This window comes from Roseateles amylovorans (genome assembly GCF_025398155.2).
GTDB lineage: Bacteria > Pseudomonadota > Gammaproteobacteria > Burkholderiales > Burkholderiaceae_C > Roseateles > Roseateles amylovorans.
This window is the reverse complement of the sequence record NZ_CP104562.2, coordinates 1,589,861-1,613,880: the sequence shown is the minus strand read 5'-3', so window position 1 is coordinate 1,613,880 and position 24,020 is coordinate 1,589,861. Positions and strand designations below refer to the sequence as shown.

The following is a 24,020-nucleotide window of genomic DNA, read 5'->3' as shown; positions in this document are numbered from 1 at the left end:
GCTATTCTGCCCCGGACTTCAATGCACACTCGACCGGCCGCGCCGCCAGCACCTCCGTCAAAACCCGAGGGTCGAGGCTGACCAGGTAGCCGCGTCGCCCACCGTTGATCAGGATCCGGGGCAGCGCCAGGATGCCGGCCTCCACAAACACTGGCATCGCCTTGCGGGTGCCGAACGGCGACGTACCGCCCACCAGATAGCCGCTGTGCCGCTGAGCCACATCCGGTTTGCAGGGCTCCACCTTCTTGCAGGGAATCTGGCGCGCCAGCTCCTTGAGGCTGACGGTGCAGTCGCCATGCATCAGCACGATCAAGGGCTGCGCCTTCTCGTCCTGCATCACCAGCGTCTTCACCACCTCGTGCTCCGGAACGCCCAGTTGCTTGGACGATTCGCCGGTGCCGCCGTGCTCGACATAGTCGTAAACATGTTCACCGAAGGCGATCTTGTGCTGCCGCAGCAGCTGCGTCGCCGGGGTTTCGCTGACGTGGGTGCCCTTCTTGCTCATGGGCCCGGATTGTGAATCAGCGTCGCCCGGACGGCTTGTACCGGATTGCGGCGTGCGCACTGGCGCACCCGCTCGATCGCCATGCTGACAGCGACTGGCAGGACCACCCCGTAGGCTCTCGCGCCATCGCGGCCATCATGGCCGTCGGCAAACCGCTTTGCCACCGCCACCGCCACCGCCCCACCCTGCCCTATGTCCATGACTCAAGAAACCGCCGCACCCGCCCTCAAAGACTTGATCAATGACAGCGCCTTGCGGCATGTCGCCGACACCCTGGGCGGGTTGGCGCCGAATTTCGATCGTCGGCGCTTTCTCGCGGTCACGCGAAGCGGGCTGGCGGAGCTGTCGATTCTGCAGCGGGTTCACCGCATCGCCGAGGGGCTGTCCCAATCGCTGCCGGGCACCTATGGCGACCAACTGGCGGTGGTGATTGCCGCTGCGCCCGAACTGCGGGGCGCCTTTCTCAACATGGGCCTGTGCGACTTTGTGGCCTCCTACGGCCTGGCGGACCCCACGGCCTCGTTGAAGGCTTTGAAGCGCCTCACGCCCTACGGCACCGCGGAATTCGCGGTCCGTCCGTTCCTGCGGCAAGACCTGGCACGCACGCTCAAGGTGATGACGTCCTGGGCCGAGGACCGCAATGAGCATGTGCGTCGGCTGGCCAGCGAGGGCAGCCGCCCGCGGCTGCCGTGGTCGTTTCGTCTGGCGTCCCTGGTGACGAACCCGGCCCCGTTGGCGCCGATCCTCAATGCGCTGCGGGAGGATGAGAGCCTGTATGTGCGCCGCTCGGTGGCCAACAGCCTGAACGATGTCACCAAGGACCATCCAGACTGGGTGTTCGACCACCTGGCCGATTGGGACCTCTCCCAGCCCCGCAGCGCCTGGATCGTCAAGCATGCGTTGCGCAGCAGGATCAAGCAGGGCGACGCGCGAGCCTTGCGACTCATCGGCGCCAGCGAGGGCGCGCAGGCGCAGGTGGAGGGGCTGTCCGTCTCGCCCGCCCGCCTGTCCATCGGCGGCGAGGTGGAGATCGCGTTCACGCTGCGCTCAACCGCTGAGGTCGACCAACGACTGGTGGTGGACTACCGCATCCACTATGTGAAGAAGAACGGCAGTGCCTCGCCCAAGGTCTTCAAGCTGCGCACCGTGGCGTTGGCCGGTCTGGGCAGCGAACCGCTGCGCATCCGCCGCTCGCTGCGGGATTTCACGACGCGAACCCATCACGCCGGCACGCATCGGGTGGAGGTTCTGGTCAATGGCCAGGCCTTGGCGAGTGGGGTGTTCGAGCTGGAACGCAGCTGAGACTGACCCGCGCGCACATCGCCCGGATACCGCGCCCCGCGCCCCGCGTGCCGCGTGCCTCGTGCTGCGTTCTCCCCCCGAAGGGGTGTGTCATTTCTGGTGAAGTCCCCCATCGACCGTCCCGGGCTTGGCGACGACAATCCGTCCAAAAATATCGGGAGGAATTCCATGTCGAACACCGTGGACGAGCGCTTCGCAGCGCCGCAGGCGCATGTCGCGGACATCGCCAGCGGCGACGTCGCGCTGGCGGGCCGTTGGATCCGCCTGCTGGCGGCCATCCTCGACGGCTTGATCATCGGCGGCGCAGCTTGGCTGGTGGGCATGATCCCGGGCATCGAGTCACGTTGGGCCGACCAGACCGCCCAGGCCGGGTTCACCGGCTTCAATCCTTATGCGCTGGTCATCGGCGGCAGCCTCTTCCTGCTGATCCAGTCCTGGCCGCTGCTCACCCGCGGACAGACGATCGGCAAGATGATCTGCGGCCTGCGCATCGTCCGGTCCGACGGCGGCAAGCCCGACCCGTGGCGGCTGCTGGGCCTGCGCTACGGCCTCGGCTTCGTGATGAACACGAATGTCACCGTGTCGACGATCTACGGGCTGATCGACGGCCTGCTGATCTTCCGCAGCTCCCGCCAATGCCTGCATGACACGCTGGCCGACACCAAGGTCATCAAGCTCTGAACGCGCCGCACACGGCAGCGCCGCAGCGGATCGACACGCTGGCGCTGGCCGAAACGCCTGAGGGCATCGTCCTGTCGCTGCAGCCTGCCGGCCTGGTCGCTCGGACCCTGGCCTTCCTGCTGGATCTGCTCATCCGCCTGGCCATCAACCTGGTCGTGCTCATGGTGCTGAGTGCCCTGGGCCGACTGGGCGGCGGACTGGCGCTGATCGCCTTCTTCTGTGTCGAGTGGCTCTATCCGATCGTCTTCGAACTCACCCGCGGCGGTGCCACGCCCGGCAAGGGGGTGATGGGCCTGCGCGTGGTGATGGACACCGGCCTGCCGATCACGCCGGCAGGATCGTTCATCCGCAACCTGCTGCGGGTGGCGGATTTCCTGCCCTTCGGCTATGCCTTCGGCATCGTGACGATGCTGCTGAACCGCGAGTTCAAGCGGCTGGGCGACTTGGCCGCCGGCACCTTGGTGGTCCATGCCAAACAGGTGGTGCTGCATGACGCGCCGCCGGATGCGGCCAGCATCGCCCCCGCACGCGCCCTCAGCCTGAGCGAACGCGCCGCCATTCGCGCCTGGGCCGGTCGCGCCCGACGGCTGACGCCCGCACGCTTCGAGGAACTCGCCCAGATCGCGGCGCCGGTGCTGCCGCCGGTCCAGCCGGGCGATCCCAAGCGCAGCACCGCCGAACGCCTGCTGGGCGTGGCTCAATGGTTGATGGGGAGTCGGGGATGAGTCCCAAGCATTTCGAGGCCACCTATCAGGCGATGTGGGACACCTTCGCCGCCCAGATCGCCGAGGCCAAGCTGGGCAAGCGCACCGACGGCGCGCAGTTGGCCACCCACTATCGCCGCGTGTGCGAGCACCTGGCACTGGCGCAGTCGCGGGCCTATCCGATCCATCTGGTGAGTCGCCTGGAGTCCCTCACCCAGGACGCCCACCAACTGATCTACCGCCGCCAGGACTACGGCATGCGTCAGCTCGCCCAGTTGCTGCGGGTGGGACTGCCCAACGCGGTGCGGGCCGAGCGCCGCGTCGTGCTGCTGGCCTTGCTGCTGTTCGCGTTGCCGCTGGTGCTCTCATTGGCGCTGTCCTGGCACAGCCCCGATTTCGCTTTGCGTCTGCTCAATGCGAGTCAACTGCGCAACTATGAGGCGATGTATGCCGACGGCCAGGACGCACTCGGCCGGCTGCGCGGGGCCGACGGCGACTGGCAGATGTTCGGCCACTACATCTTCAACAACATCGGCATCGGCTTCCGCGCCTTCGGCGCCGGCATCCTCGCCGGCGTGGGCAGTGCGTTTGTCCTGATCTACAACGGCCTGCTGATCGGCGTGGTGGCCGGGCATCTGCAGCGTGTCGGTCTGGGCCACAACTTCTGGCCCTTCGTGGCGACCCATTCCGCGTTCGAGCTCACTGGCATCGTGCTGTCCGGCGCGGCAGGCCTGCGCATCGGCCTGGGCTGGATCGTCCCGGGGCGGCTGTCTCGCGGGGAAGCGCTGCGGGCCTCGGCTCGGGCCGCGATTCCGCTGGTCTATGCGGCCTTTTTCCTGTTGCTGGTGGCTGCGGGCTTCGAGGCCTTCTGGTCCTCGGCCGCCTGGATCGCACCGGCGGTCAAGTACGGCGTGGCGGCCGGCTGCTGGGCCCTGGTGCTGGCCTGGCTGTGTCTGATGGGCCGAGGGAGCGTCCATGCGCGTTGAAGGATTGGCCGTCGTGCTGCGACCCCGCAGCCAGAGCGAGGCCTGCGATCTGGGACTGGCGATGGTGCGGGCCCAGGCCGCGTCGGTCTGGCGCTGCTTCGCCCCGGTGTTCCTGGCGGTGGCGGCCTTGGCGCTGTGCACCGTGGACCTGCGGGGCTGGCTGCCCATGCTGATCATCTTCTGGCTCAAGCCGTGGCTGGACCGCACGCTGCTGTTCGTGATGTCGCGCGCCGTCTTCGGCCAGGCGACCCGTTGGAGCGACCTCTGGCAGGCGCGGCGCCAGGTGTTCGGCGGCCAGTTCCTGCGCACGCTGCTGTGGCGGCGCTTCTCGCCCTGGCGGGCCTATACCCAGCCGGTAGAGCAGCTCGAAGGGCAGCGCGGCGGCGCCCGCCGCAAGCGCGTGAGCCTGATGCTCAACGAGAACCGCGGCGCCGCCACCGGGCTGCAGACCGCCTTCGTGCATGCGGAAGCGGTGCTGGGCTACGGGCTGGTCGCGCTGCTGTGGTGGTTCGCCCCGGAGAATCGCAATGCCGGAGTCTGGGACTGGTTCTTCCATCCCGGCGCGCATGAAGCCGGCGAACTGGCCCGCGACCTCGTCTTCTCGGTGTCCTACATGGCCGTGGTGCTGTTCCTGGAACCGTTCTATGTGGCCGCTGGCTTTGCGATGTACCTGAACCGCCGCGTGGCGCTGGAAGCGTGGGACATCGAGCAGGAGTTCCGCCGTGCGTTTGCGTGAGACCGTCATCGTGCTGATGACCTTGCTCGCCGGCGCCTCGGGCCGCGCGCAAACCGCCATGCCGGCCCCGCCATCGGTGCCGGCATCGGCCGCCGTGGGATCGGCCTCCGCCGCGTCGGCGCAACCGCTGACGGCCAAGGCTGTGCGCGCCGCTGCGCGCGCCGTGGATGCCGATCCGCTGTTGCCCGGCATGGAGAAGACCAAGATCCTGCGTTTCAAGAAGCACGACGACGAAGACAAGGACGAGCCAAAGAAGGACCCGGAGGACGCCCGCTGGTGGCTCAACCTCGTGGAGAACCTGTCCACCGGCATGCGGGTGGCCATCTGGCTGATTGGCGCCGCGTTGCTGGTCTGGGTGGTGCTGCGACTGCGGGACTGGCTCAAGGGCCGGGACAGCGGCCGCGCGGCATCGGCCGCCCCACCCACCCACGTCGGGACGCTGGACATCCGCCCGGAAAGCCTGCCGGCCGACATCGGTGCGGCGGCGCGCGCGCTCTGGGCCCGGCAGGAGCCGCGTGCGGCGCTGTCGCTGCTCTATCGCGGTGCCCTGTCACGGCTGGTGCATGTGCACGGTGTCCCGATCCGCGCCGCCAGCACCGAACAGGAGTGCCTGGATCTGGCCACCGATCGACTCGCCCCGCCGTCCCACGCCTTCCTTCGCCAACTGGTGGCGGGATGGCAGACGGTGGCCTATGCCCAGCGCGCGCTGGACCCGGCTGTGTTTGAGCAGCTGTGTACCGACTTCGACACCTGCCTGTCGCCCGGAGGCCAGCCATGACGCGCGACCGCGTCATCGGTGCCCTGGTGGCGCTGGCCTTGCTGGCCGGCGGCTGGTGGTACTACACCAACACCGAATGGGTGACCCAGTCACGCTGGCGGCCAGCCAAGGGCGAAGCGCGAGACAACCCGGTCTATGCCTTCGAACAGCTGCTGCGCCACCTCGGTCTGCAGGCCGAGCACCATGACCGGCTCGACCGCCTGCCGCCGGAGGGCGGCCGTCTCATCCTGCTCTCCAACGAATGGGCCCTCATGCCTGAGCGCGCGGCCGAGCTGCGCGCCTGGGTGCAGCGTGGCGGCCACCTCATCCTGACCCGCCCGGCGGATTGGGACGACACGCCGCTTGAGAAATGGGTGCCGATCATTGCCGTCGATGTGAAGAAGCGACCGGTGCCACCGGCTGCGGCCTCGGCGGCCTCGGCGGGGCCATCCGCAGCGGCCGCCAAGGCCGGTGCCGCCGCCCAGGATGAGTCCACCTCCGACGGCCTGCCCACCACGTCATCCTCCGCCAAATGCGAGGCATCGGGCGCCGCCAGTCACTCGACGGCGAAGGACGACGCCGTCCAGTCCCCGGGCGGGAAGCCGCCGAACGCGCCGGCCCAGCCCGGCGGTGCCCACACCGAGGCCGACGACGGCTGTTCGAACGACACAGCCGCAAGCGACGCCGCCAGCGAGGACGACCAGGGGGCCGCCGAGGGAGATGACGACGAGGGAGATGGCGAAGCAGACGACGAGGACGATGACCTTGTCAGGGCTCGCGCCACGCCGCCGTTGTTCGGCAGCGTCGACCCGGTGCGGACCTGCAGCCTCTTCTACGAATCGCAGCGACTGGTGCTCACGCCGGGCTCGACCGCGCAGTGGACGATCTCCACGGGCGCTGGCTCCCAAGGGCTGCGGGTGGCGATGGGCCAGGGCAGCGTCACCGTGCTCAACGTCAACAGCCAGGCCTTCATGAACGGCAGCGCCCAGCAATGCGAGCATCCGCTGCTGCTGACCTCGGCCATCCAGGCCGCCCCCGGCGCGACGGTGTGGCTCTACCTCAACGAAAAGCGCGAAGCCCTGCTGCCGTGGCTGTGGCATCAGGGATGGATCGCCATCGTGATGGGCCTGCTCGCACTGACGGCCGCGCTCTGGCGCCACGCCGTGCGCTTCGGCCCCCGGGTGGCCCCGCTGCCGCGACTGCGTCGCTCCATCTCCGAACAGGTGCGCGGCCTGGGCGCCTATCTCCATCGCGAGGGCGCGGACGCCTTGCTCGCCGCACAGCAACGCGCCCTGGACGACACCGCCGCCCGCCACCTGCCCGGCTATCGGCGTCAGACCGTGCCGGAGCGGGTGCGCCTGGTGGCGGAGGCCACGCTGCTGGACCGGCATGACCTGGCCTCGGCGATGACGGCGCGCTTTTGCACCCGCGCCGAACTGCCGCCCCGACTGCATCTGCTCGAAACGGCGCGCCGCCGCCTTCAAGACATTCACGACGAAAGACATTCGACATGATCAAGCCCGAGGAGCTCAAGCTCGCCACCCAATGGCTGCACGCCCTGCGCGTCGAAGTGGGCAAGGCCGTGGTCGGCCAGACCCAGGCGGTGGAACAGATGCTGGTGGCGGTGGTCGCCTCCGGCCATGTGCTGGTCGAAGGCGTGCCCGGCCTGGGCAAGACGCTGCTGGCGCGTGCGCTGTCCCAAGCGCTGCAGCTGCAATACGCCCGGGTGCAGTTCACACCCGACCTGATGCCGGCGGACATCGTCGGCCACAGCGTGCTGGACGACACCGGCGCCGGCCTGGGCCGGTTGCGGGTGCGCAAGGGGCCGGTGTTCACCCACCTGCTGCTGGCCGATGAAATCAACCGCGCGCCGGCCAAGACCCAGAGCGCCCTGCTCGAAGTGATGCAGGAATACCAGGCCACACTCGAAGGCGAGACGCTGCCGCTGCCGCGTCCGTTCATGGTGATGGCCACCCAGAACCCGGTGGACACCGAAGGCACCTACCCGCTGCCGGAGGCGCAGCTCGACCGCTTCCTGCTGCAGATCCGCATCGGCTACCCGACCCACGACGAGGAGACCGCCGTGGTGCAGTTGGTCACCTCCGGTCGCGCCGGCCATGAGCTGCCGCTGCAAGCGGTGCAGCCGGTGCTGGACGATGTCCAGGTGCTGGAGCTGCAACGCCTGGCCAGCCTGGTGCATGCCGACACCAAGGTCATCGATTACGCCGTGCGGGTGGTGCGGGCTACGCGCCAGTGGCCCGGCATCGAGTTCGGGGCCGGCCCCCGGGCCAGCGTCGCCCTGGTACGTGCCGCCCGTGCAGTAGCGCTGATCGCGGGCCGCGACTTCATCACGCCGGACGACGTGGCCCGGCAGGCGCTGGCGGTGCTGCGGCATCGCGTCACCATGGCCCCGGATGCCCAGATCGAAGGCCGCGACCTGGATGAAATCCTGCAGGCCGCGCTGGAGAGCGTGGAGGCCCCGCGGCTTTGAAAACCACTGCCCGTCGCATCGTCCTGCCCACGCAGGCCAGCATCCGTGTGCTGGCCGGGCTGAGCCTGGCCATCGCCGTGGCGCTGTCGCTGGGCGCGCCGCTGGCGGTGATGGCACCGCTGGGCAGCGCCCTGCTCGGGGCACTGTTGCTGGCTGCAGCCGTGGACCTCTGGCGCAGCCTGCGGCTGTGGACACGCGGCGGCGTGCAGGTGGAGCGCCGTCTGCCGGCCGCCTTCGCCATCGGCGCCTCGACCGAACTCAAGCTCGACCTCGTCAACCCCGGACTGCTCGCCTGGCGACTGCAGGTGTTCGATGAGGTGGACCCGGTCTTCGACATCGACGGCATGCCGCGCGCACTCCGCCTCCAGGGCCAGACGCGCAGCCGGGTGGTGTTCCGCGTCACCGCACGCCAGCGCGGCGTGGCCACGATGGGACGCACCCAGTTGCTGTGGCGCAGCCGCGCCGGGATCTTCGAGGTGCGCGACACCGTCGGCGAGGCGCGGGCGCTGCGCATCTATCCCAACTTCGCCGCGCTGGCGCGTTACGCGTGGCTGTCTGGCGATCGGCGACTGGCCCAGATCGGCATCAAGAACTTCATTCAGCGGGGCCAGGGCACCGACTTCCGCCAACTGGCCGAATACCAACGCGGCGCCCCGCTGCGAGACCTGGATGTGAAGGCTTCGCTGCGCTATCGCAAGCCGATTGTTCGGGAGTACCAGGACGAGCGCGACCAATGCGTGATGTTCCTGCTCGACTGCGGACGCCGCATGCGGGCCGATGAGCAAACTCGGCACACCGGCGAGACCAGCCATTTCGACGACGCGCTCGACGCCCTGATGCTGCTGGCCTATGTCGCGCTCACCGAAGGCGACGAGGTGGGCGCCATGACCTTCGGTGGCGAGGAAAGCGACCGCCGCGACTTCGCACCGCGCAAAGGCATGGGCACGCTCAATGCGCTGATGAACAAGATGCACGACCTGCAGCCCGGCGGCCACCATTCCGATTACCTGGCGGCGGCGGAGACCCTGTCGCATCGGCTGCGTCGGCGCTCGCTGGTGATCGTGCTGACCAATTTCCGCGATGAGGATTCGCCCGAGCTGCAGCCCGCGCTGCGGCTGCTGCGCCGTCGGCATCTGGTGCTGCTGGCCAGTCTGCGCGAAACCGCCCTGGGTCGCATGGCCGCGCTGCCGATCGCCGGCACCGAGGATGCCGTGGCCGTGGCCAGTGCACACCTGCTGTCCCAGGCCCGGCAGGACGCCTTTGCCCGCGTGGTGGACCATGACAAGCTGTCCATCGATGTGGAACCCCGGGCGCTGGCCGCCACCCTCGTCAACCGATATCACCAAGTGAAGCGCGCAGGCTTGCTGTGACCTTCCGCATTCCCGTTCAACCCAGGAGGAACCCATGATCGAATCCGCCCCCAATCAATACGCACCCCCGGTCGCCACCGTTCAGGACGTGGCGCCCCCCGCCCCGGCGGCGGAGCTGCGCTACTTTTCGGCCGAAGGCCGGATCGGGCGACTGCGTTATCTGGCCTACAGCATCGGCGCCTCGCTGCTGCATGGCGCGATCGTCGGTCTGCTGACCGCGATCCTGGGCAGCACCATCGGCACCATCGTGTCGCTGGCCAGCGTCCTGGTCCTGATGTGGTTCACGATCCTGTGCGGCATCAAACGCTGCCATGACCTGGACCTGAGCGGCTGGTGGTCGGTGACGGTCATCATTCCCATCATCTCGCTGATCTGGATCTTCGTGCCCGGCAGCAAGGGCGCGAACCGCTTCGGCCCGCCGCCCCCGCCCAACACCCTGGGCGTGCGCCTGCTGGCGTTCATTCTGCCGGCGGTGTTCATCATCGGCGTCGTGGCCGCCGTGGCGTTGCCAGCCTACAGCGCCTATGTTGCCAAGGCGCGCGCCGCCCAGGCGGCCAGCCAGGGCAGCCCGAGCAGCCAGCCCTGAGCTCTCATCCGGCGCGATGCGCAGGCCCGGCAAGTCCGGCCTGCTGATCGCCCACCCGCCCCACCACCGACGCACCACGGACGCACCGCCTGAACCGCGGGGCCCCGTGGTGTTTTCATTTGGCTGGTAGGCTGTGCGCCGTGATCAAGCGATGCCGCCCTGGCGGCTCGCACCAAGCAAAGGGAACTGCCGTGAAGACCATCGACGAGATGCTGAGCCTCGACCTGATCACCGCCGAGCAGCACCACCAGATTGGCGCCTGGATCGCCAACGCCGCGTCGCCGGAGGCGATTCTGCAGATGCCGCCCGCCCTCTGGCAGGCGGTGGAACGCGCCAGTGAAGTGATGGGCGTGGACGCCGACCTGCTGCGTCCGCCCTCGCTGGATGACGGCGGCACGCTGACCTGACGAACGGGGACAGAGACGGGGACGGCGCGCGTACCCCGCCGCTCACTGCGCCGGGTCGCGGATCTCCCACCGCACGCGATCGATGCGCGCGAGCGTCTCTTCGTCCAACCGGCATCCCAGTGCGGCCACGTTCTCGTCCAACTGGGCTGCGGTCGTCACACCGATCAAGGTGCTGCTGGTCTGCCAGCGCGAATGCACCCAGGCCAACGCCATCGTGGCCGGGCTGATGCCGAGCTCCCGCGCGATGGCGTTGTAGCGCCGACCTGCCTCCAGCGACTCCGGCCGCGCCCAACGCTGCTTCTTCATGCTGTCGAACAGCGCCAGACGACCGGGCCGATCCGGATCCGCCAGCCCGTGGGCGTCGTACTTGCCGGTGAGCACACCGAACGCCAGCGGCGAGTACGCCAGCAGCCCGACCCCGTGGCGGTACAGGGCCTCGTCCAGTCCGTTTTCCACCACCCGGTTGACCAGGCTGTAGGCGTTCTGCACGCTCACCACGCGCGGCAGGTCGTGTTGCTCGGCCAGGTGGATGAACTCGCTCACCCCGTAGGCGGTCTCGTTGGACAGGCCGATGTGCCGGATCTTGCCCGCGCGCTGCAGGCGGGCCAGCGCTTCCAGCTGCTCATGCATCGAGGTCACCGGCCGGTCCTTGGACGGCTCGAAGTAGACACCGCCGAACATCGGCACATGACGCGCCGGCCAATGGATCTGGTAGAGGTCGATGTGCTCGATCTGCAGCCTCCGCAGGCTGTCGTCGCAGGCCTGGACGATCTGCGCGGCGGTCAGGTCCTGGCTGCCCTCGCGGATCCAGTCGTAGCCGCGGGACGGGCCCGACACCTTGGACGCAATCACCAGCCGGTCGCGCAAGCCCGGTCGGGCCCGCAGCCAACGGCCGATGAGGGCTTCGGTCTGACCGAAGGTCTCCGCCCGCGCGGGGACCGGGTACATCTCGGCCGCATCCAGAAAATTGATGCCCGCAGCCACTGCGCGGTCCATCAGGGCCTGGCTGCCGGCCTCGTCCACCTGCTCGCCGAAGGTCATCGTGCCCAGACCGATCCGGCTCACCGACAGGTCCGACCGGCCCAATGAAATGCGTTCCATCGCTGCTCTCCAGAAGGGCGGAGACGGCCTGGTCCGGCCAGTCCCGCGCCTGTGATTCATCTGCGCGCTGCGCCGCGATGCACCGGGCCTTCCGGTCGACGGCTTCACAGCACGGCCGGAAGTTTGCCCGAGCCCGCCAAGACGCGCCGACCGCGATCAGCGCGAGCGACCCCGCTCGGGCCACCCGGGCAGATCGTCGTTGCGGACAAACAATTATTGTTTTACAGTAATTTATTACTCCGAAGCGACAAGACCCATGACCGAATCCCGCTTGCCCTCCGGCCTGACCCGCATCCGGTGGATTGCACACTGTGTGCGCGTGATGGCCGTGATCGCGATGGTCACCGTGGTGGGATTTCAGTGGTGGTTCTGGAGCGACGCCGCCTGGGTGCAGCGCACCGCCACCACGGACTGGAACCTGACCGGACCGATGCAGCTGGACGTCATGGCCCGGGGATCGGCGGCGGTGGTGAACCTGCCGGCCACCCTGCTCACGCTGTATGCGCTGATGTGCCTGTGGCGGCTGTTCGGCTGCTATTTGCGGGCCGAGGTCTTCACCGCGCCGGCCGCCCATCATTTGCGGCGACTGGGTCAGGCGGTGATCGCGATGGCGGTGGTGACCCCGCTGACCCAGACGGCGACCATCATTGCGCTGACGCTGGGCAATCCTCCCGGCAAGCGTCAGCTGATCGTCGGGCTGAGCAGCCAGCATTACATCGTGCTGCTGTGCGGTCTGGTGCTGCTGGCCATGGCCCTGATCATGCGCGAGGCCCAGCGCATGGCGCAGGAAAACGCGGAGTTCGTCTGACCGCCCGCAGACCCGCACGGCCTGCGGGCCTCACCGCCGCCTCGGCGCACGCCCACCATCGCCCCCTTCTGCCGGGTCCGGCGCTGACGTCGCTCCCTTGGTGCCTGTCCTCACTCTCTTGCCCTCACCGTCCCCACCATGCCCATCGTTGTCCGCCTTGACGTCATGCTGGCGCAGCGCAAGATGCGCTCGAAGGAGCTGGCCGAGGCCATCGGCATCACCGAGGCCAACCTGTCGCTGCTGAAGTCCGGCAAGGTGCGCGGCGTCCGTTTCGACACGCTGGCACGGATCTGCGCCGTGTTGCAGTGCCAGCCTGCGGACTTGCTGAGTTACGAGCCCGGCGACGACCTCACCGCTGGAGCCGATGATGGTGCATGAACCGCATGAGCCGCATGAGCGCCCCACACCGACTGGACCGACTGCATCGACCGGGCTGTCCGCGCTGCCTCGAGCGGCTCGGCGATGGCCGCTGCTCCTGGCGGTGCTGGTGGGACATCTGCTGCTGATCGGTGGTCTGGGCAGGGCCAGCCTGAGCACCACCCCGCCGCCGCACCAACCCACCAGCCGGCTGCGGATGGTGACCCTGCAATTGCCGCCGCTGTCCACGCCGACTGCGCGGCGCTCGCCTTCCATCCCGACCGGCGAACGGACGACGCGCTGGCGCAGCGCCTCGTCCCGTACGTCGCAAGGACCGGCGTCCATCTCGTCCCCTCGCCCCCGCCCATCGCCCGACGATCGTTTGGGCACGGCGCCGGGCCCGTCGGACGACGTGGCCACGTTGATGCCGCCGAAGACCGACGCTCAGCCAGATCCGACCCACACGCAGCCCCAGGCCTCAACGCCCCTGACGGCCGCTGCGCCCTCGGCCTCAGGACCGAGCGGCCAGACCCTGATGTCCGGCGACGCGACCCGACGGGCCATTCAACAGTCCGCTCGCGCGCCGCTGCTCTCGGAGCGTGCTGATCAAGCCAGCCAGGCGCCTGACCGCACCGAGGCCAGCGCTCGACTGGGCCAGGAGATGCAGCGCGGCGCCAAGTCCGACTGCCTCAAGGGCGACTTCGCCGGCGGCGGCGGCGGCCTGCTGAGCCTGCCCTTCTGGCTGATCGCCGAGGCGCGCGGCAAATGCCGATGACGTGGTCCGTCCACCAGCGCATGGGTTCAAGCGTTCAACACCGGCGCATCGATGCGTCCCAGATCCCGCCCTTTCTTGAGACGAGGTTCCATTTGATTCCGACACCGTCCTCCCTGATCGCTGCGCTGCTCGGCGCCGTCGTTCTCCTCGGCGTGCCGCCGGTCCTGGCGCAGGGCACGCCCGCCACCCCGGCGAGCGCCGCCTCGGACGCCGCTTCGAACGCAGCCTCGGACCCGGATGGCGGGGCCACCGTGCTACCGCCGGTTCAGTCGGCCATGCGGCGGGGCGTCTCGATCCCGTACAAGCAGCTCAACCAGATCCTCACCACGCTGCGCACCGAGGGCGAGGGCCTGTTCGTCAGCCGCTTCACGCTGACGCCGGCCAAGCAGGGTCAGGACTTGCCGCCCAACCTCCGCATGGCCTTGATGGATGACGAGCGCACCATCGCCATTCCGGTCGACGCAAAGGGTCGTTTCGAGCTGCCGACCTTCCCGGCGGACGAAGCCAAATCGATGGAGCTGGCCTCGAATGTACCGAAGGGTTCGACGGGCATCCGGATGAGGGTCGACCTCACCACGCCACCGGAGCGCCTGGACATGGCGGTCGTGCGCCGCGTGGTCAAGGTGGGCCAGCGGCTGCGGGAAGAACTGCTGCCCTGGTATTTGCGCTGGTTGTTCCCGCAGATCGATGGGGTGACGATCTGCAGCGACCGCCCGGACTGGAGCCTGGAATGGCGCGAAGGCGGCCAGCTGCTGTCGCTGCCGCTGAGCGTCGAGGCCGGTCTGCGCGAGCCCGATGGTTCGCAGAAGCCGTCGACATCGAACGCCCCCGCAGCGACGGCCGCGTCGTCCGCCGAGGCGTCCTCAACGCCGCGCAGCTGCACGGTGCTCACCGGTCAGGAGCCGTGGCCGGATGCCGCCCGGCTGCAGCCCCCGGACGGCGGTCACACCAAGCTCTACGTCAAGCTGAGATCGACCCGCCCGTCTTGACGGTGTCGACCAAGGGGCGCGCCGCGGTGCCGGCACCGCCCTTGCCGGCGGGGCGCCCCTGCGCGACGTTGCTCGCCCCCGCCTCGGCCGCGGCCTCGGTCGCTCGCGCCTGCTCCAGCTCGCGCAACACGCGGCGCTGCAACTTGCCGGTGGTGGTCATGGGCAGGCTGTCGAGAAACTCGATCTCCTTCGGATATTCATACGGTGCGAGGCGATGCTTCACGAAGGCCTGCAGCTCCGCCACCAACGAGGCCGACGGGCGATGCCCGGTCGCCAGCACGACGAACGCCTTCACCACCGCGCCGCGCTCGGCATCGGGTTTCGGCACCACCGCCGCATTCGCCACCGCCGGATGCTTCACCAGGCAGTTCTCGATCTCGCCGGGGCCGATGCGGTAGCCGGCCACCTTGAACTGGTCGTCGGCGCGACCTTCGTACCAGAGATAGCCCTGCGCATCCATGCGGGCCAGGTCGCCGGTGCGGCACCAGCTGTCGGACGGGTCACCGGTGAACTTGGCCAGGGTCGCCGGTTCGTTGTTCCAGTAGCCGAGGAAGAACACCGGATCGAGCTCGCCATGGACATCACGGCGATGCACCGCGACTTCACCCACGGTCCCGGTCGGGCAGACCTGACCCGCTTCATCGATCACCGCCACCCGGTGGCCCGGATAGGCGCGTCCCATGCTGCCGGCCCGCGCGGGCCACAGGCGTTCGCAGTTGCCGACCACATAGTTGATCTCGGTCTGGCCGAACATCTCGTTAACGGTCACCCCGAGTTCATCGCGCACCCACTGGAAAACCGCATCGCCGACCGCCTCGCCCGCACTCATCAGGCCCTGCAGCGTCAGCGTGTAGCGCTCGCGCGGATGCGGCACCGACTTCATCATCGCCTTGAGCGCCGTCGGGAAGAGAAAGGTGTGGGTGATGCGGTAATGCGCGAGCAGCTCGAACGCCTTCTCCGGCGAGAAACGGCCCTGATAGCCGAGGATCGGCCGGCCGAAGTACAGCGACGGCAGCAAGGCATCCATCAGGCCGCCGGTCCAGGCCCAGTCGGCGGGACTCCAGAAGATGGCGTCGCTGGTGACGCTGGGATCGCGCGGATCGAAGCCGAACCAGTTCTGGCTGGCAATGAAACCGGTGAGGTTGCCCAGCAGCGCGCGCTGAGGCAGCAGCGCGCCTTTGGGCGCACCGGTGGTGCCGCTGGTGTAGATCAGGATCGCCGGGTCGTCGGCGGCGTTGTCGCGGGGGGTGAAGCGCGCGTCTTCGGCCTGCAGCGCCTGCATCCAGTCCTGCTCGCCCGCCTGCAGCGACAGCGCCCCCACCGCCAGCACCTGACGCAAGGCCGGACATGCCGCACGCACCTGCCGCACGGCGTCGAGTGCGCCGGTTTCGACGATCGCCAGGCAGGCGCCGCTGTCGCGCAGCCGGTATTCCAACGCGTCGGGGCCGAACAGCATCGACAGCGGCATGGCCACCGCGCCCAACTGATTCAGCGCGATGTGCGCCACCGCGGTCTCGAACCGCTGCGGCATGACCAGCGCAACGCGATCGCCCGCGCCCACGCCGAGTCGCTGCAAGGCATTGGACAGCCGGTGCGCGGCGCGTTGCAGCTGGCCGTAGCTGTAGTGGGCGCGACAACCGCTGTCACTGTCGAACAGGATGGCGGGCGCTTCGGGCGTGTCGCGCGCCCAGCGGCCGCAGCACAGCTCCGCCAGGCTGATGCGCTCAGGCAGCTGCCACCGGAAACCGGCGTGGACATGCGGATAGATGTCGCCTGCCGGCGCCTGCGGGCCGGACGGGGTTCTGCCGGTCATGACGCCTTTGCCTCCTGATGGGGAACAAGAGGCTGGATGCTAGCGAGGGTGGGGGTCGGGGTCTTCATGGAAAGCCCGTAGCAAGTCATGGACCATTCAGGGTCCACCCTCTCCTGGTGGACCCTGCCCCGTGTTCCTACACTGCGCGCATGCAGATCTTCCACAACCCCCGTTGTTCCAAGTCGCGCGAGGCCTTGGCCTTGTTGGAGGCGAGAGGCCTCGCCCCCGAGGTCATCGACTATCTGAACGCGCCGCCCACGCTGGCAACGCTCATGACCTTGACGCGGCAACTGAAGCTGCCGGCCCGCGCCCTGCTGCGCGACGGCGAGGACGAGTACCAGGCGCTCGGCCTCGCGGACCCATCGATGACCGATGCCCAGCTGCTGCAGGCCATCGCGTCGCATCCGCGACTGCTGCAGCGGCCGATCGTGGTCGATGGTGACCGCGCCCTGATCGCCCGGCCTCCGGCGCTGCTCAACGACTGGCTGACCTGATCACGTTCAGCGATCAAGGGCAGCGATCAGGTTCACGGATCCGGTTCATCAATCCGGTTCATCGATCCGGTTCATCGGTGAAGGCGGGCCATGGCGCCCGGCCCTCACGACCACCTGATCACCCGGTCATGCAGTGCCCGTCTCCGGCGCCAGCCGACGAGGTCGGCCGGCCAGCAGGCCCTCGTAACCCTGCATCGCCTGGCCGACATGCAGGCCGTCGTCATCAATGTCGAAGGCCATCAATTCCTTGGCATGCGCGCTGCCTCGCAGCTTGACCACCGCCATCAGACGATCCAGTCGCCCGTCGAGCTCGACATAGCGCTGCAGGATGATGGCATCGGTCAGGAAGGCGGTGCCGCCGGGACTGAAGCGCAGATCGTCATACCGATCCTCCAGCTCGGAGGTCATCATCAGCGTGGCGCCGGTCGAGGCCAACGCGGCCACCAGACGGGCCAGTGATTCACGGAAGTCCCCGCGGAAGGTGGGCGCCAACGCCAGCTCGAAGCCGGAGAGCGAGTCGATCACCACACGCGTTGCGCGCACGCGGCGGATTTCCTCGATGAGCAGCAACGCCAGCTCATCGACCGACAGCGACTGGGCCCGCGTGTCCACCACCGCAATGCGGGCGGAATCCACCAGCGCCTTCATCGCCGCGCCGCGCGAGCGGGTCGGGCGTTGCTCGAAGGCCGCCAGCACGCCGACCTCACCCAGGCGTGCGCCCTCCACCAGGAAGGAGGCGGCCAGCAGGCTCTTGCCCGAGCCCGAGGGTCCCGCGACCAACACCGAATAGCCGCGTGGCAGGCCGCCACCCAGCATCCGGTCCAGTCCGGTGACACCGGTCAACTGGCGCGCGGCCAGGGGATCGGGCGGCAGTTCATCCCGGTAGGTCGCCAGCGGCTGCGGCGCAAACACCCGCAGGCCGCTGTGATCGATGCGGAAGGTGTGCAGCCCGGGCACAGTGCCCTGGCCTCGCATCTTGATGATCTCCATCTTGCGGACCATGGAGTTGCCGTGCACGCTTTGGCGCAGCCAGATGAGCCCGTCCGACACAGTGAAGATCGGGCTGGGCTCGGCCTCGTGGAAGGCCTCGCCCACCAGGAAGGTCGTGGCCTGCCAGCTCGCCAGCTTCACCCCCAGTTCATGCACGAAGCGCTCCGCCGTCATGCCACTGGGCCCCGGCGGGATGGTCGCACCGAGCAAGGCGCGAAATGAATCCACGAACACCAGCCCCGGCTGGTGCTGCTCCACCTCGGCCACGATGCGCGCGAGCACCTGATGGAGATCGCCGCCCGCCATGTCGTCCGCGAGATTGACGAAGCGAATGGCGTTGTTGAGTCGATCCAGCTGGAAGAAATCGAACTGCTGCTGATAACGCAGCATCTTGATCGGCGGCTCGCCCAGCACGGTGAAGTACAGCGCGCGCCGTTCCGGCGTGGCGAGCGCAAACATCAACTGGTGCGCCAACGTGGTCTTGCCGCTGCCGGGCGGACCGGCGATGAGATTGAAGGAGAACTCCGGCAGGCCCCCGCCCAGGACATCGTCCAGGCCGGGCACGCCCGTCGACAGGCGGCGGATCATGGCGCGATCCAGATTCATGAGCACACTCCTTGGCACCCGAGGCGGGCGCCCTGCAATGGGGATGGACACGGTCCGCCGTCCGCTGGCGTTGAAGGCACGCGGGGCGGCCGCCTCGGATCAGGCACTCAGCGGCTGCTGCCGACGGGCTGACCTTGCATCGGCGAATCGAACACCACTTCGACGCGGCGATTCATCTGTCGTCCGGCGGCGGTCGCATTCGTGGCCACCGGCCTGGCGGAGCCGTAGCCCCGCGCATCGAGACGATCTCGTGCCACCCCTTGCGCGACCAATGCGGCGACGACCGAATTGGCGCGCGCTTCGGACAAGGTCTGGTTCGCGGCCTGTCCGCCCACGTTGTCGGTATAGCCCTCCACCGTGGCCCGACGCGCCGGGTTGTGCAGCAGGAATCGAGCCACCTTGTCCATGTGGGGAACGCCGCCCGGTGTGAGCTCGGAATGGCCGCTGGCGAACAGCGTGTCGCTGAGCGACAGCATCATCCCGCGCTCGGTTTGCGTGGCGCCCAGAGCGACGCGTTCGGCCTCCAGCTCACGGACGCGGTCATTGCGCTGGCGCAGGGCTTCCGCCTGTCGCGCCGACTGCGCATCGGCCGCCGCCAAGGCATTGCCTTGCATGGCCTGGTCCTGGCGCGCCCGGCTCAGGTCGGCCTTGGCCTTGTCCGCTTCCTGGGTGCGCATGGACAGCCGCATGCGGTCGCGCTCAGCCGCCGCGCCGGCCGTCTGCGCATCGGCTGCGCGGCCAGAGGCCACATCCTGGGCGATGACGGTGCGCTGCTGGGCGAGGTAGGCCAGATGGTCGATCTCGGCCAGGCTCAGTCCGTCACGCGCGGCCTGGTCGGCCTTGCCCAGGCTGGATTCGGCGGCAGCGAGTTCGGTGCGAGCGAGCGCGGTGACCTGCGGATTGTCCCGGGCCGCGCCGAAGCGGGCATGAGCGCGCTCCAGGGCGGTGTTGCGCTCGGGCAAGGCGCCGCAAGCGGTGAGCATCGCGATGGTGGTGGTCAGCAAGAGCAGAGATCGGGTGTGGGTATGAGACATGGTGAATCCTTGAAATGCAGGGGCGCGATCCGACCGTGGCGAGGCCTCGGCCCCGCATCGGTCATTCATTCGCGACCTGGCCGACGACGCGCGGCCAGGGAGGAGACAGTCCGCCGCCTCAATCAATGAGCGCGGCGGCGCATGGGCGATGGCGATGAGACGACGTCGACACACCGCCGCGCCGGAATGACGTCCGTGGACGCATCGAGCTCCGGCGGTGCGGACGGGGTGTCAGCGACCGGCCTGCCGCGCCAGTTCTTCGGCCAGGACCCGCGCGGCATCCCGCGCGTCTTCTGCGGCCTTGCGGGCACGGGCGGCGCTGGCTGCGGCGACCGCCGCCTGCGCATCGACCTGGGCTTCCTCTGCCATGCGGCGGGCGCTGACGTTGTCCTTGGCCTGTTCGGCCACCCGGGCCGCTTCGAGTTTGCTGACGGCCAACTGAAGCTGAGCGCCGGCGTACTTGGCGGTGTCAGGCGAGTCTGCGGCTTGCACGGCCGCTTGCGCCACGGCGATGTCCGCATGGGGTACCGGCACGCTGGCGCAGCCTGCAGTGATCATCAAGAGTGCGACGGCGATGGGACCGACCCGTACCAGGGTCCGTCCGGATGTGTGATGCTTCATTGGGCCTCCAAGGGCTGTGTGTCCACAGTCTGGGCGCCGAGTGAGCGAGGGTCTGTCCGGCAGCGCACATTGCAGGTCATTGCCATCCATGCAAAGCGATGCAATGGCATCGACTGCACGGCACTGCACGGCCCGGCACGACACTGCATTTCAACGCCATGCGTGGAGGGGTGGCGCAGGTGCGCGGCGCCACTTCTGCTGGCCGTCCGAACTCAGGGTCAGGTGTGCGGCGACGGTGGCAGCAGCGACAGCAGGCGGTCGTATTCGCGCTTGACCACCGCATAGCACTCGCAGGTGCGTCGCTCCAGGCCAGCCCGGTCCAGCACGGTGATGTGGCCGCGTCGGTAGTTGATGAGTCCGGCGGCCTGGAGATTGCCAGCCGCCTCGGTGACGCCTTCACGGCGCACGCCCAGCATGTTGGCGATGAGCTCCTGCGTCATCACCAGATCCACGCCGTGAAGCCGGTCCAGGCTCAGCAGCAGCCATCGGCACAACTGCTGATCCAGCGCATGGTGCCGATTGCAGACCGCCGTCTGCGACATCTGGGTGAGCAAGGCCTGGGTGTATCGCAGCAGCAGATGCATCGCACTGCCGGCACGATTGAATTCCAGCAGCATCAGGTCGGCACGCAATCGAAGCAGTCGGCCGGCACTCTGCACCACGGCCCGACTGGGGGTCGTCTGTCCGCCCATGAAGAGCGAGACACCGACCACGCCCTCGAAGCCCACGACCGAGATCTCTGCCGATCCGCCGTCCTCCAGCACATACAGCAAAGAGACGATGCAATCGATCGGAAAGTAGACATGCGAGAGTCGTCCGCCCGATTCATACAGCACCTGTCCCAGGGGCATGTCGACCGGCTCCAGGTCGGGCAGCCATCGCGCCAATTCATGCTCAGGCAATGCCGCCAACAACTGATTCTTGCGCGCCTCAAGGCTGGTGACCATTCGCCTCCCAGTGGGTGTGATCGGTTGTCGAGTCGCCTCGATGGATCGGAATGGTTCGATTCGATCGAGTATAGGTCGCTCATCGCCATCGATTGGGTCGGGTGGCCCCGCACTGCAGCGCTTTTCTCCGTCAGCGCTGATCAATCTCTCCAGCGCTACGTGCGCTTGCGCACCGACGAACGGCGCCATTGGTTGCACGCTGAGCCGAACCCCGATGCCTACGCATCTTGCCTCGGCGCCAAGCCACTCACCAAGGACCCTCATGACCAAGCATCAACGCGGCAACAAGGAAGCCAAGAAGCCCAAGAAGCCGACGCCACCGCCCCTGCCAGTGCAGGCGGCACCGGGGGCGCTGCACGATCCGGCCACGGGGCCACGCCGGGACAACAAGCGCTAGGCCACCGCGCCGCAGCTGGCTCCTGGCCCTCCTCTTCGGTGCCTCGTTCCGCTCGCACCGCCCAGGCAGGGACCCGGGCGGACAGGCGTACGCCACACGTCATCGGATCGAACCATGCTCAACAGCCTCAGCGCCCTGCACCGCACCAAGATCACTGGCAATGACGGCGACATCGGCCATGTGAGCCAGGCCCTGTTCGACGATCAGGCCTGGCGACTGCGTTTTCTCGTGGTCCGCACCAGCCCCTGGCTGCTCGGTCGCCGGGTGTTGGTGGTGCCGTCGATGCTGATCCAGCCCATCACCGCCGGCAGCATGCACCTCGACCTGAGCCGCCGGGTGATCCGCACCGGCCCGACCCTGCATCCGCTGCAGGAGGTGACGCCGCAGCAGACGCATGCCGCCATGCTGCATTACGAACAAGTGCCATCGTGGCCTGAACGGGCCGCGCTCTACAGCGACATCGACCTCCAGGGCTTTTCAGTGGGCAGCGGTCAGGACTTCCTCGGTGCAGTGCACGACATCGTCTTCGACGACACCGACTGGACGCTGCGCTACTTCATGGTCGACACCAGCGCCTGGTGGCAAGGCGGCCATCGGGTGCTCATCGGCGTGCGCTGGACCGACGGCATCGACGCCGCGGCCAAAGTCATCCGCGTGGGACTCACCCGGGCGCAGATCCAGGGCAGCCCGTCCTTCCAGGATGTGGGATCGATCGACCGGGACTACGAGGCCCGGCTGCATCGCAGCTACGCCCAGGCCGGTTATTGGGAGCGGCTGCAGGCGCAGACCTGATCCCGTCATGCCGTACGGCGCCGACTAGGCTTGCGACGTGCCCAGGCCGGTCTTGGCCGGCGCCCGGACGAACATCACCGGCACCGTGCTGTCTCGCAGCACCAGTTCCGCATCCCCGCCGAGGGCCAGGCGGCTCAGCCGCCGGCGGCCATGCGTGCCCATGACGATCAGGCCGCAATGCTGCCGGACCGCCTCGGCAACGATGGTCGAGGCCGGGCTCGATTCCACCGTCTCGCGCAGATAGTAGGAGACCTGCACGCCCTGGTCCTGTGCGGCGACCGCGGCCGTGGCGAGGATCTCTTCGCCGTAGTCCCGCAGGTTCTTTCGGTAGTCCTTGAGATCGCCCACACCCTGCAGGAACATCGGCTCGACATCCACCACGTGCAGCAGCACCAGCCGTGCATTGAGCGGTCGCGCCAGGGCCAGGGCCTGCTGGAATCCGAAATCGGCGGCCGCGCTGCCGTCGATGGGCACGAGGATGGTGTCGACCATGGGGCGCCTCCTGGCGAATGAAGGGTGAGTGGATGGACGAAGGAGCGGATAGACGGAAAGGCGGATGCGCGTATAGGCGGAATGACGCCGCCCATGTGGCGCGTGAATCGGCTTGGCATCGGCCAGGGGGTCTGCCCTCGCCATGCTGTGCCGGCGCTGACGCCGTGGGGGCTCAGCCGTTCTTGCGTGGCGCGCGCGAGCCCCAGATCCGCTGAAGGCAGGTCATCACCGCATGGATCAAGGACCTCGGCACGGCGCCGGGCCGGCGGTATTCACGCCAAACCTCCACCATGAACAGGGATTGGGACAGCACGGCCGCGGCCACCCAGATGGCCAGGCCCCAGCCGATGAAGTGCTCGGAGAACAGCACCGCGCCCAGCACGGCCAGCGTGCCCGCCATCAGCAGGATGAGTGCATTCATGCGGGCGCCTTTCGTTGGGGTGTCGCGGATGCCGTTCATCGCCACTATGGGCGCCCCGCCGTCGGCGGTCTGTGCCCCACCGCACGCAACCCGCGCGCAGACGCGCCATGCGCCCGCGCCCAGGCAGCGATCACCCCGATCGCAGGCCGATCCCTGGCCGATCGCGCCGAACTCAGGACGCGCTCAAACCGAACTCGGCCTGAGCCCCGGCCCCGCTCAGGCCGACGTCTCGCCGAACGCCGACAGCGCATCGCCGGCGAGCCGGCACAGGCGCCAATCCGGCATGATCGTCGCGCCCATGCGCTGGTAGAAGCGGATGGCATCCTCATTCCAGTCCAGCACGCACCACTCGAAGCGGCCATAGCCGCGCGCGATGGCGGTCTGCGCCAGCCTCGTCAGCATCCGCTGACCGAGGCCGGCCCCGCGATGGGCCGGCTGCACATACAGGTCCTCCAGATACAGGCCGGGCTTGGCGAGGAAGGTGGAGAAGTTGGTGAAGGTCAGCGCGAAGGCCACGACGCCGCCGCTCGCATGCTCGGCCACCAGCGCCTCGGCCACCGGACGCTCGCCGAAGAGATGGGGATGCAGCTTGTCGGCGGTGACTTCCAGCAGGTGGGTGAGGCTTTCGAACTCGGCCAGTTCGCCAATGAGTCCGACCAGCGCCGGCACGTCCTCGGGACGGGCCGCGCGCAACGTGTAGGCGTTCGATGCGTCGGGAGGCGATGCCGCGGGGCCGACGGGCGCCGCGGTGGTCGCAGCCGAGTGGATGGCGTCCGCCGCTGGGGCAGCACCGGCAGCCAGGTTCGATGGCGCGTTGGACGATGAAGGCGTGGAAGCAGCGGTCATGGCGAGGAATCT

The 24,020-nt window shown here is 68.4% G+C and carries 28 protein-coding genes; 18 read left to right on the top strand and 10 right to left on the bottom strand.

Going from position 1 to position 24,020, the window contains the following annotated elements; genetic code table 11:
• Position 1: 1 nt before the first annotated feature.
• Positions 2-505 (bottom strand): aminoacyl-tRNA deacylase, encoded by a 504-nt coding sequence (locus N4261_RS06970; protein ID WP_261759471.1) that lies wholly within the window; start codon positions 503-505, stop codon positions 2-4.
• 198 nt (positions 506-703) lie between these two features.
• On the opposite strand from N4261_RS06970, the gene N4261_RS06965 reads away from it, so the two are divergent.
• The 11 genes from N4261_RS06965 (at position 704) to N4261_RS06915 (ending at position 10,525) form a co-directional block, all read left to right on the top strand.
• On the top strand, positions 704-1,807 hold the full coding sequence (locus tag N4261_RS06965) for a DNA alkylation repair protein (RefSeq protein ID WP_261759470.1): 1,104 nt from the start codon (positions 704-706) through the stop codon (positions 1,805-1,807).
• A 168-nt stretch (positions 1,808-1,975) separates the two neighbouring features.
• The gene (locus N4261_RS06960) at positions 1,976-2,488 is read left to right on the top strand and encodes an RDD family protein (RefSeq protein WP_261759469.1); all 513 of its coding nucleotides are present in this window, start codon (positions 1,976-1,978) and stop codon (positions 2,486-2,488) included.
• Positions 2,485-3,213, top strand: a complete 729-nt coding sequence (locus N4261_RS06955; protein WP_354005411.1) for an RDD family protein — start codon at positions 2,485-2,487, stop codon at positions 3,211-3,213. Before N4261_RS06960 ends, N4261_RS06955 begins: the two co-directional genes overlap by 4 nt.
• Positions 3,210-4,178, top strand: coding sequence for a stage II sporulation protein M (locus N4261_RS06950; RefSeq protein WP_261759468.1), 969 nt, complete (start codon positions 3,210-3,212; stop codon positions 4,176-4,178). Before N4261_RS06955 ends, N4261_RS06950 begins: the two co-directional genes overlap by 4 nt.
• Positions 4,168-4,914, top strand: a complete 747-nt coding sequence (locus tag N4261_RS06945) for a hypothetical protein (RefSeq protein WP_261759467.1) — start codon at positions 4,168-4,170, stop codon at positions 4,912-4,914. The genes N4261_RS06950 and N4261_RS06945 overlap by 11 nt, the downstream gene beginning before the upstream one ends.
• A complete protein-coding gene (locus N4261_RS06940) occupies positions 4,901-5,692 on the top strand; it encodes a DUF4129 domain-containing protein (RefSeq protein ID WP_261759466.1) in 792 nt (263 codons plus the stop codon). Before N4261_RS06945 ends, N4261_RS06940 begins: the two co-directional genes overlap by 14 nt.
• A complete protein-coding gene (locus tag N4261_RS06935) occupies positions 5,689-7,185 on the top strand; it encodes a DUF4350 domain-containing protein (protein ID WP_261759465.1) in 1,497 nt (498 codons plus the stop codon). The genes N4261_RS06940 and N4261_RS06935 overlap by 4 nt, the downstream gene beginning before the upstream one ends.
• Complete coding sequence (locus tag N4261_RS06930) at positions 7,182-8,162, top strand: AAA family ATPase (protein ID WP_261759464.1); 981 nt, start codon at positions 7,182-7,184, stop codon at positions 8,160-8,162. The genes N4261_RS06935 and N4261_RS06930 overlap by 4 nt, the downstream gene beginning before the upstream one ends.
• Positions 8,159-9,532 carry a DUF58 domain-containing protein gene (locus tag N4261_RS06925; protein ID WP_261759463.1) on the top strand — a complete coding sequence of 458 codons (1,374 nt, stop codon included), beginning with the start codon at positions 8,159-8,161 and terminating at the stop codon, positions 9,530-9,532. Before N4261_RS06930 ends, N4261_RS06925 begins: the two co-directional genes overlap by 4 nt.
• 34 nt (positions 9,533-9,566) lie before the next feature.
• A complete protein-coding gene (locus tag N4261_RS06920) occupies positions 9,567-10,118 on the top strand; it encodes a DUF805 domain-containing protein (protein ID WP_261759462.1) in 552 nt (183 codons plus the stop codon).
• Between the two features lie 191 nt (positions 10,119-10,309).
• Positions 10,310-10,525 (top strand): hypothetical protein, encoded by a 216-nt coding sequence (locus tag N4261_RS06915; protein WP_261759461.1) that lies wholly within the window; start codon positions 10,310-10,312, stop codon positions 10,523-10,525.
• 42 nt (positions 10,526-10,567) lie between these two features.
• Here the strand turns inward: N4261_RS06915 and N4261_RS06910 are convergent, their stop codons facing one another.
• Positions 10,568-11,626 (bottom strand): aldo/keto reductase, encoded by a 1,059-nt coding sequence (locus tag N4261_RS06910; RefSeq protein ID WP_261759460.1) that lies wholly within the window; start codon positions 11,624-11,626, stop codon positions 10,568-10,570.
• A 256-nt stretch (positions 11,627-11,882) separates the two neighbouring features.
• Here N4261_RS06910 and N4261_RS06905 point away from each other — a divergent pair, with 256 nt between their 5' ends.
• From N4261_RS06905 to N4261_RS06890, 4 genes are all read left to right on the top strand, one after another.
• Positions 11,883-12,434 carry a DUF2975 domain-containing protein gene (locus tag N4261_RS06905; protein ID WP_261759459.1) on the top strand — a complete coding sequence of 184 codons (552 nt, stop codon included), beginning with the start codon at positions 11,883-11,885 and terminating at the stop codon, positions 12,432-12,434.
• A gap of 138 nt (positions 12,435-12,572) precedes the next feature.
• Positions 12,573-12,812 (top strand): helix-turn-helix domain-containing protein, encoded by a 240-nt coding sequence (locus N4261_RS06900; RefSeq protein WP_261759458.1) that lies wholly within the window; start codon positions 12,573-12,575, stop codon positions 12,810-12,812.
• Entirely contained in the window at positions 12,802-13,566 is a 765-nt protein-coding gene (locus tag N4261_RS06895; RefSeq protein ID WP_261759457.1) for a hypothetical protein, read from the top strand. The genes N4261_RS06900 and N4261_RS06895 overlap by 11 nt, the downstream gene beginning before the upstream one ends.
• 92 nt (positions 13,567-13,658) lie before the next feature.
• Complete coding sequence (locus tag N4261_RS06890; RefSeq protein WP_261759456.1) at positions 13,659-14,555, top strand: hypothetical protein; 897 nt, start codon at positions 13,659-13,661, stop codon at positions 14,553-14,555.
• Here N4261_RS06890 and N4261_RS06885 read toward each other — a convergent pair.
• A complete protein-coding gene (locus tag N4261_RS06885; RefSeq protein WP_261759455.1) occupies positions 14,527-16,368 on the bottom strand; it encodes an acetate--CoA ligase in 1,842 nt (613 codons plus the stop codon). The genes N4261_RS06890 and N4261_RS06885 overlap by 29 nt on opposite strands.
• A 149-nt stretch (positions 16,369-16,517) precedes the next feature.
• Between N4261_RS06885 and arsC the strand changes: the two genes are divergently transcribed.
• Complete coding sequence (gene arsC, locus N4261_RS06880; protein WP_261759454.1) at positions 16,518-16,862, top strand: arsenate reductase (glutaredoxin); 345 nt, start codon at positions 16,518-16,520, stop codon at positions 16,860-16,862.
• A 126-nt stretch (positions 16,863-16,988) separates the two neighbouring features.
• Here arsC and N4261_RS06875 read toward each other — a convergent pair whose 3' ends face one another.
• From N4261_RS06875 to N4261_RS06860, 4 genes are all read right to left on the bottom strand, one after another.
• Positions 16,989-18,458, bottom strand: a complete 1,470-nt coding sequence (locus N4261_RS06875) for a DUF7125 family protein (RefSeq protein WP_261759453.1) — start codon at positions 18,456-18,458, stop codon at positions 16,989-16,991.
• Positions 18,459-18,565: 107 nt separating this feature from the next.
• Positions 18,566-19,492 carry an OmpA family protein gene (locus N4261_RS06870; RefSeq protein ID WP_290428853.1) on the bottom strand — a complete coding sequence of 309 codons (927 nt, stop codon included), beginning with the start codon at positions 19,490-19,492 and terminating at the stop codon, positions 18,566-18,568.
• Between the two features lie 231 nt (positions 19,493-19,723).
• Positions 19,724-20,050 (bottom strand): DUF4398 domain-containing protein, encoded by a 327-nt coding sequence (locus tag N4261_RS06865; protein WP_261759452.1) that lies wholly within the window; start codon positions 20,048-20,050, stop codon positions 19,724-19,726.
• Between the two features lie 281 nt (positions 20,051-20,331).
• Positions 20,332-21,060 carry a Crp/Fnr family transcriptional regulator gene (locus N4261_RS06860; RefSeq protein ID WP_261759451.1) on the bottom strand — a complete coding sequence of 243 codons (729 nt, stop codon included), beginning with the start codon at positions 21,058-21,060 and terminating at the stop codon, positions 20,332-20,334.
• 262 nt (positions 21,061-21,322) lie between these two features.
• Here N4261_RS06860 and N4261_RS06855 point away from each other — a divergent pair, with 262 nt between their 5' ends.
• Entirely contained in the window at positions 21,323-21,457 is a 135-nt protein-coding gene (locus N4261_RS06855) for a hypothetical protein (protein WP_261759450.1), read from the top strand.
• Positions 21,458-21,571: 114 nt separating this feature from the next.
• The gene (locus N4261_RS06850) at positions 21,572-22,249 is read left to right on the top strand and encodes a hypothetical protein (RefSeq protein ID WP_261759449.1); all 678 of its coding nucleotides are present in this window, start codon (positions 21,572-21,574) and stop codon (positions 22,247-22,249) included.
• Positions 22,250-22,273: 24 nt separating this feature from the next.
• Here N4261_RS06850 and N4261_RS06845 read toward each other — a convergent pair whose 3' ends face one another.
• The 3 genes from N4261_RS06845 to N4261_RS06835 form a co-directional block, all read right to left on the bottom strand.
• Positions 22,274-22,741, bottom strand: a complete 468-nt coding sequence (locus tag N4261_RS06845) for a universal stress protein (RefSeq protein ID WP_261759448.1) — start codon at positions 22,739-22,741, stop codon at positions 22,274-22,276.
• A gap of 172 nt (positions 22,742-22,913) precedes the next feature.
• Positions 22,914-23,162, bottom strand: coding sequence for a hypothetical protein (locus N4261_RS06840; protein ID WP_261759447.1), 249 nt, complete (start codon positions 23,160-23,162; stop codon positions 22,914-22,916).
• A gap of 216 nt (positions 23,163-23,378) precedes the next feature.
• Positions 23,379-23,855, bottom strand: coding sequence for a GNAT family N-acetyltransferase (locus N4261_RS06835; RefSeq protein ID WP_261760631.1), 477 nt, complete (start codon positions 23,853-23,855; stop codon positions 23,379-23,381).
• Positions 23,856-24,020: the final 165 nt, after the last annotated feature.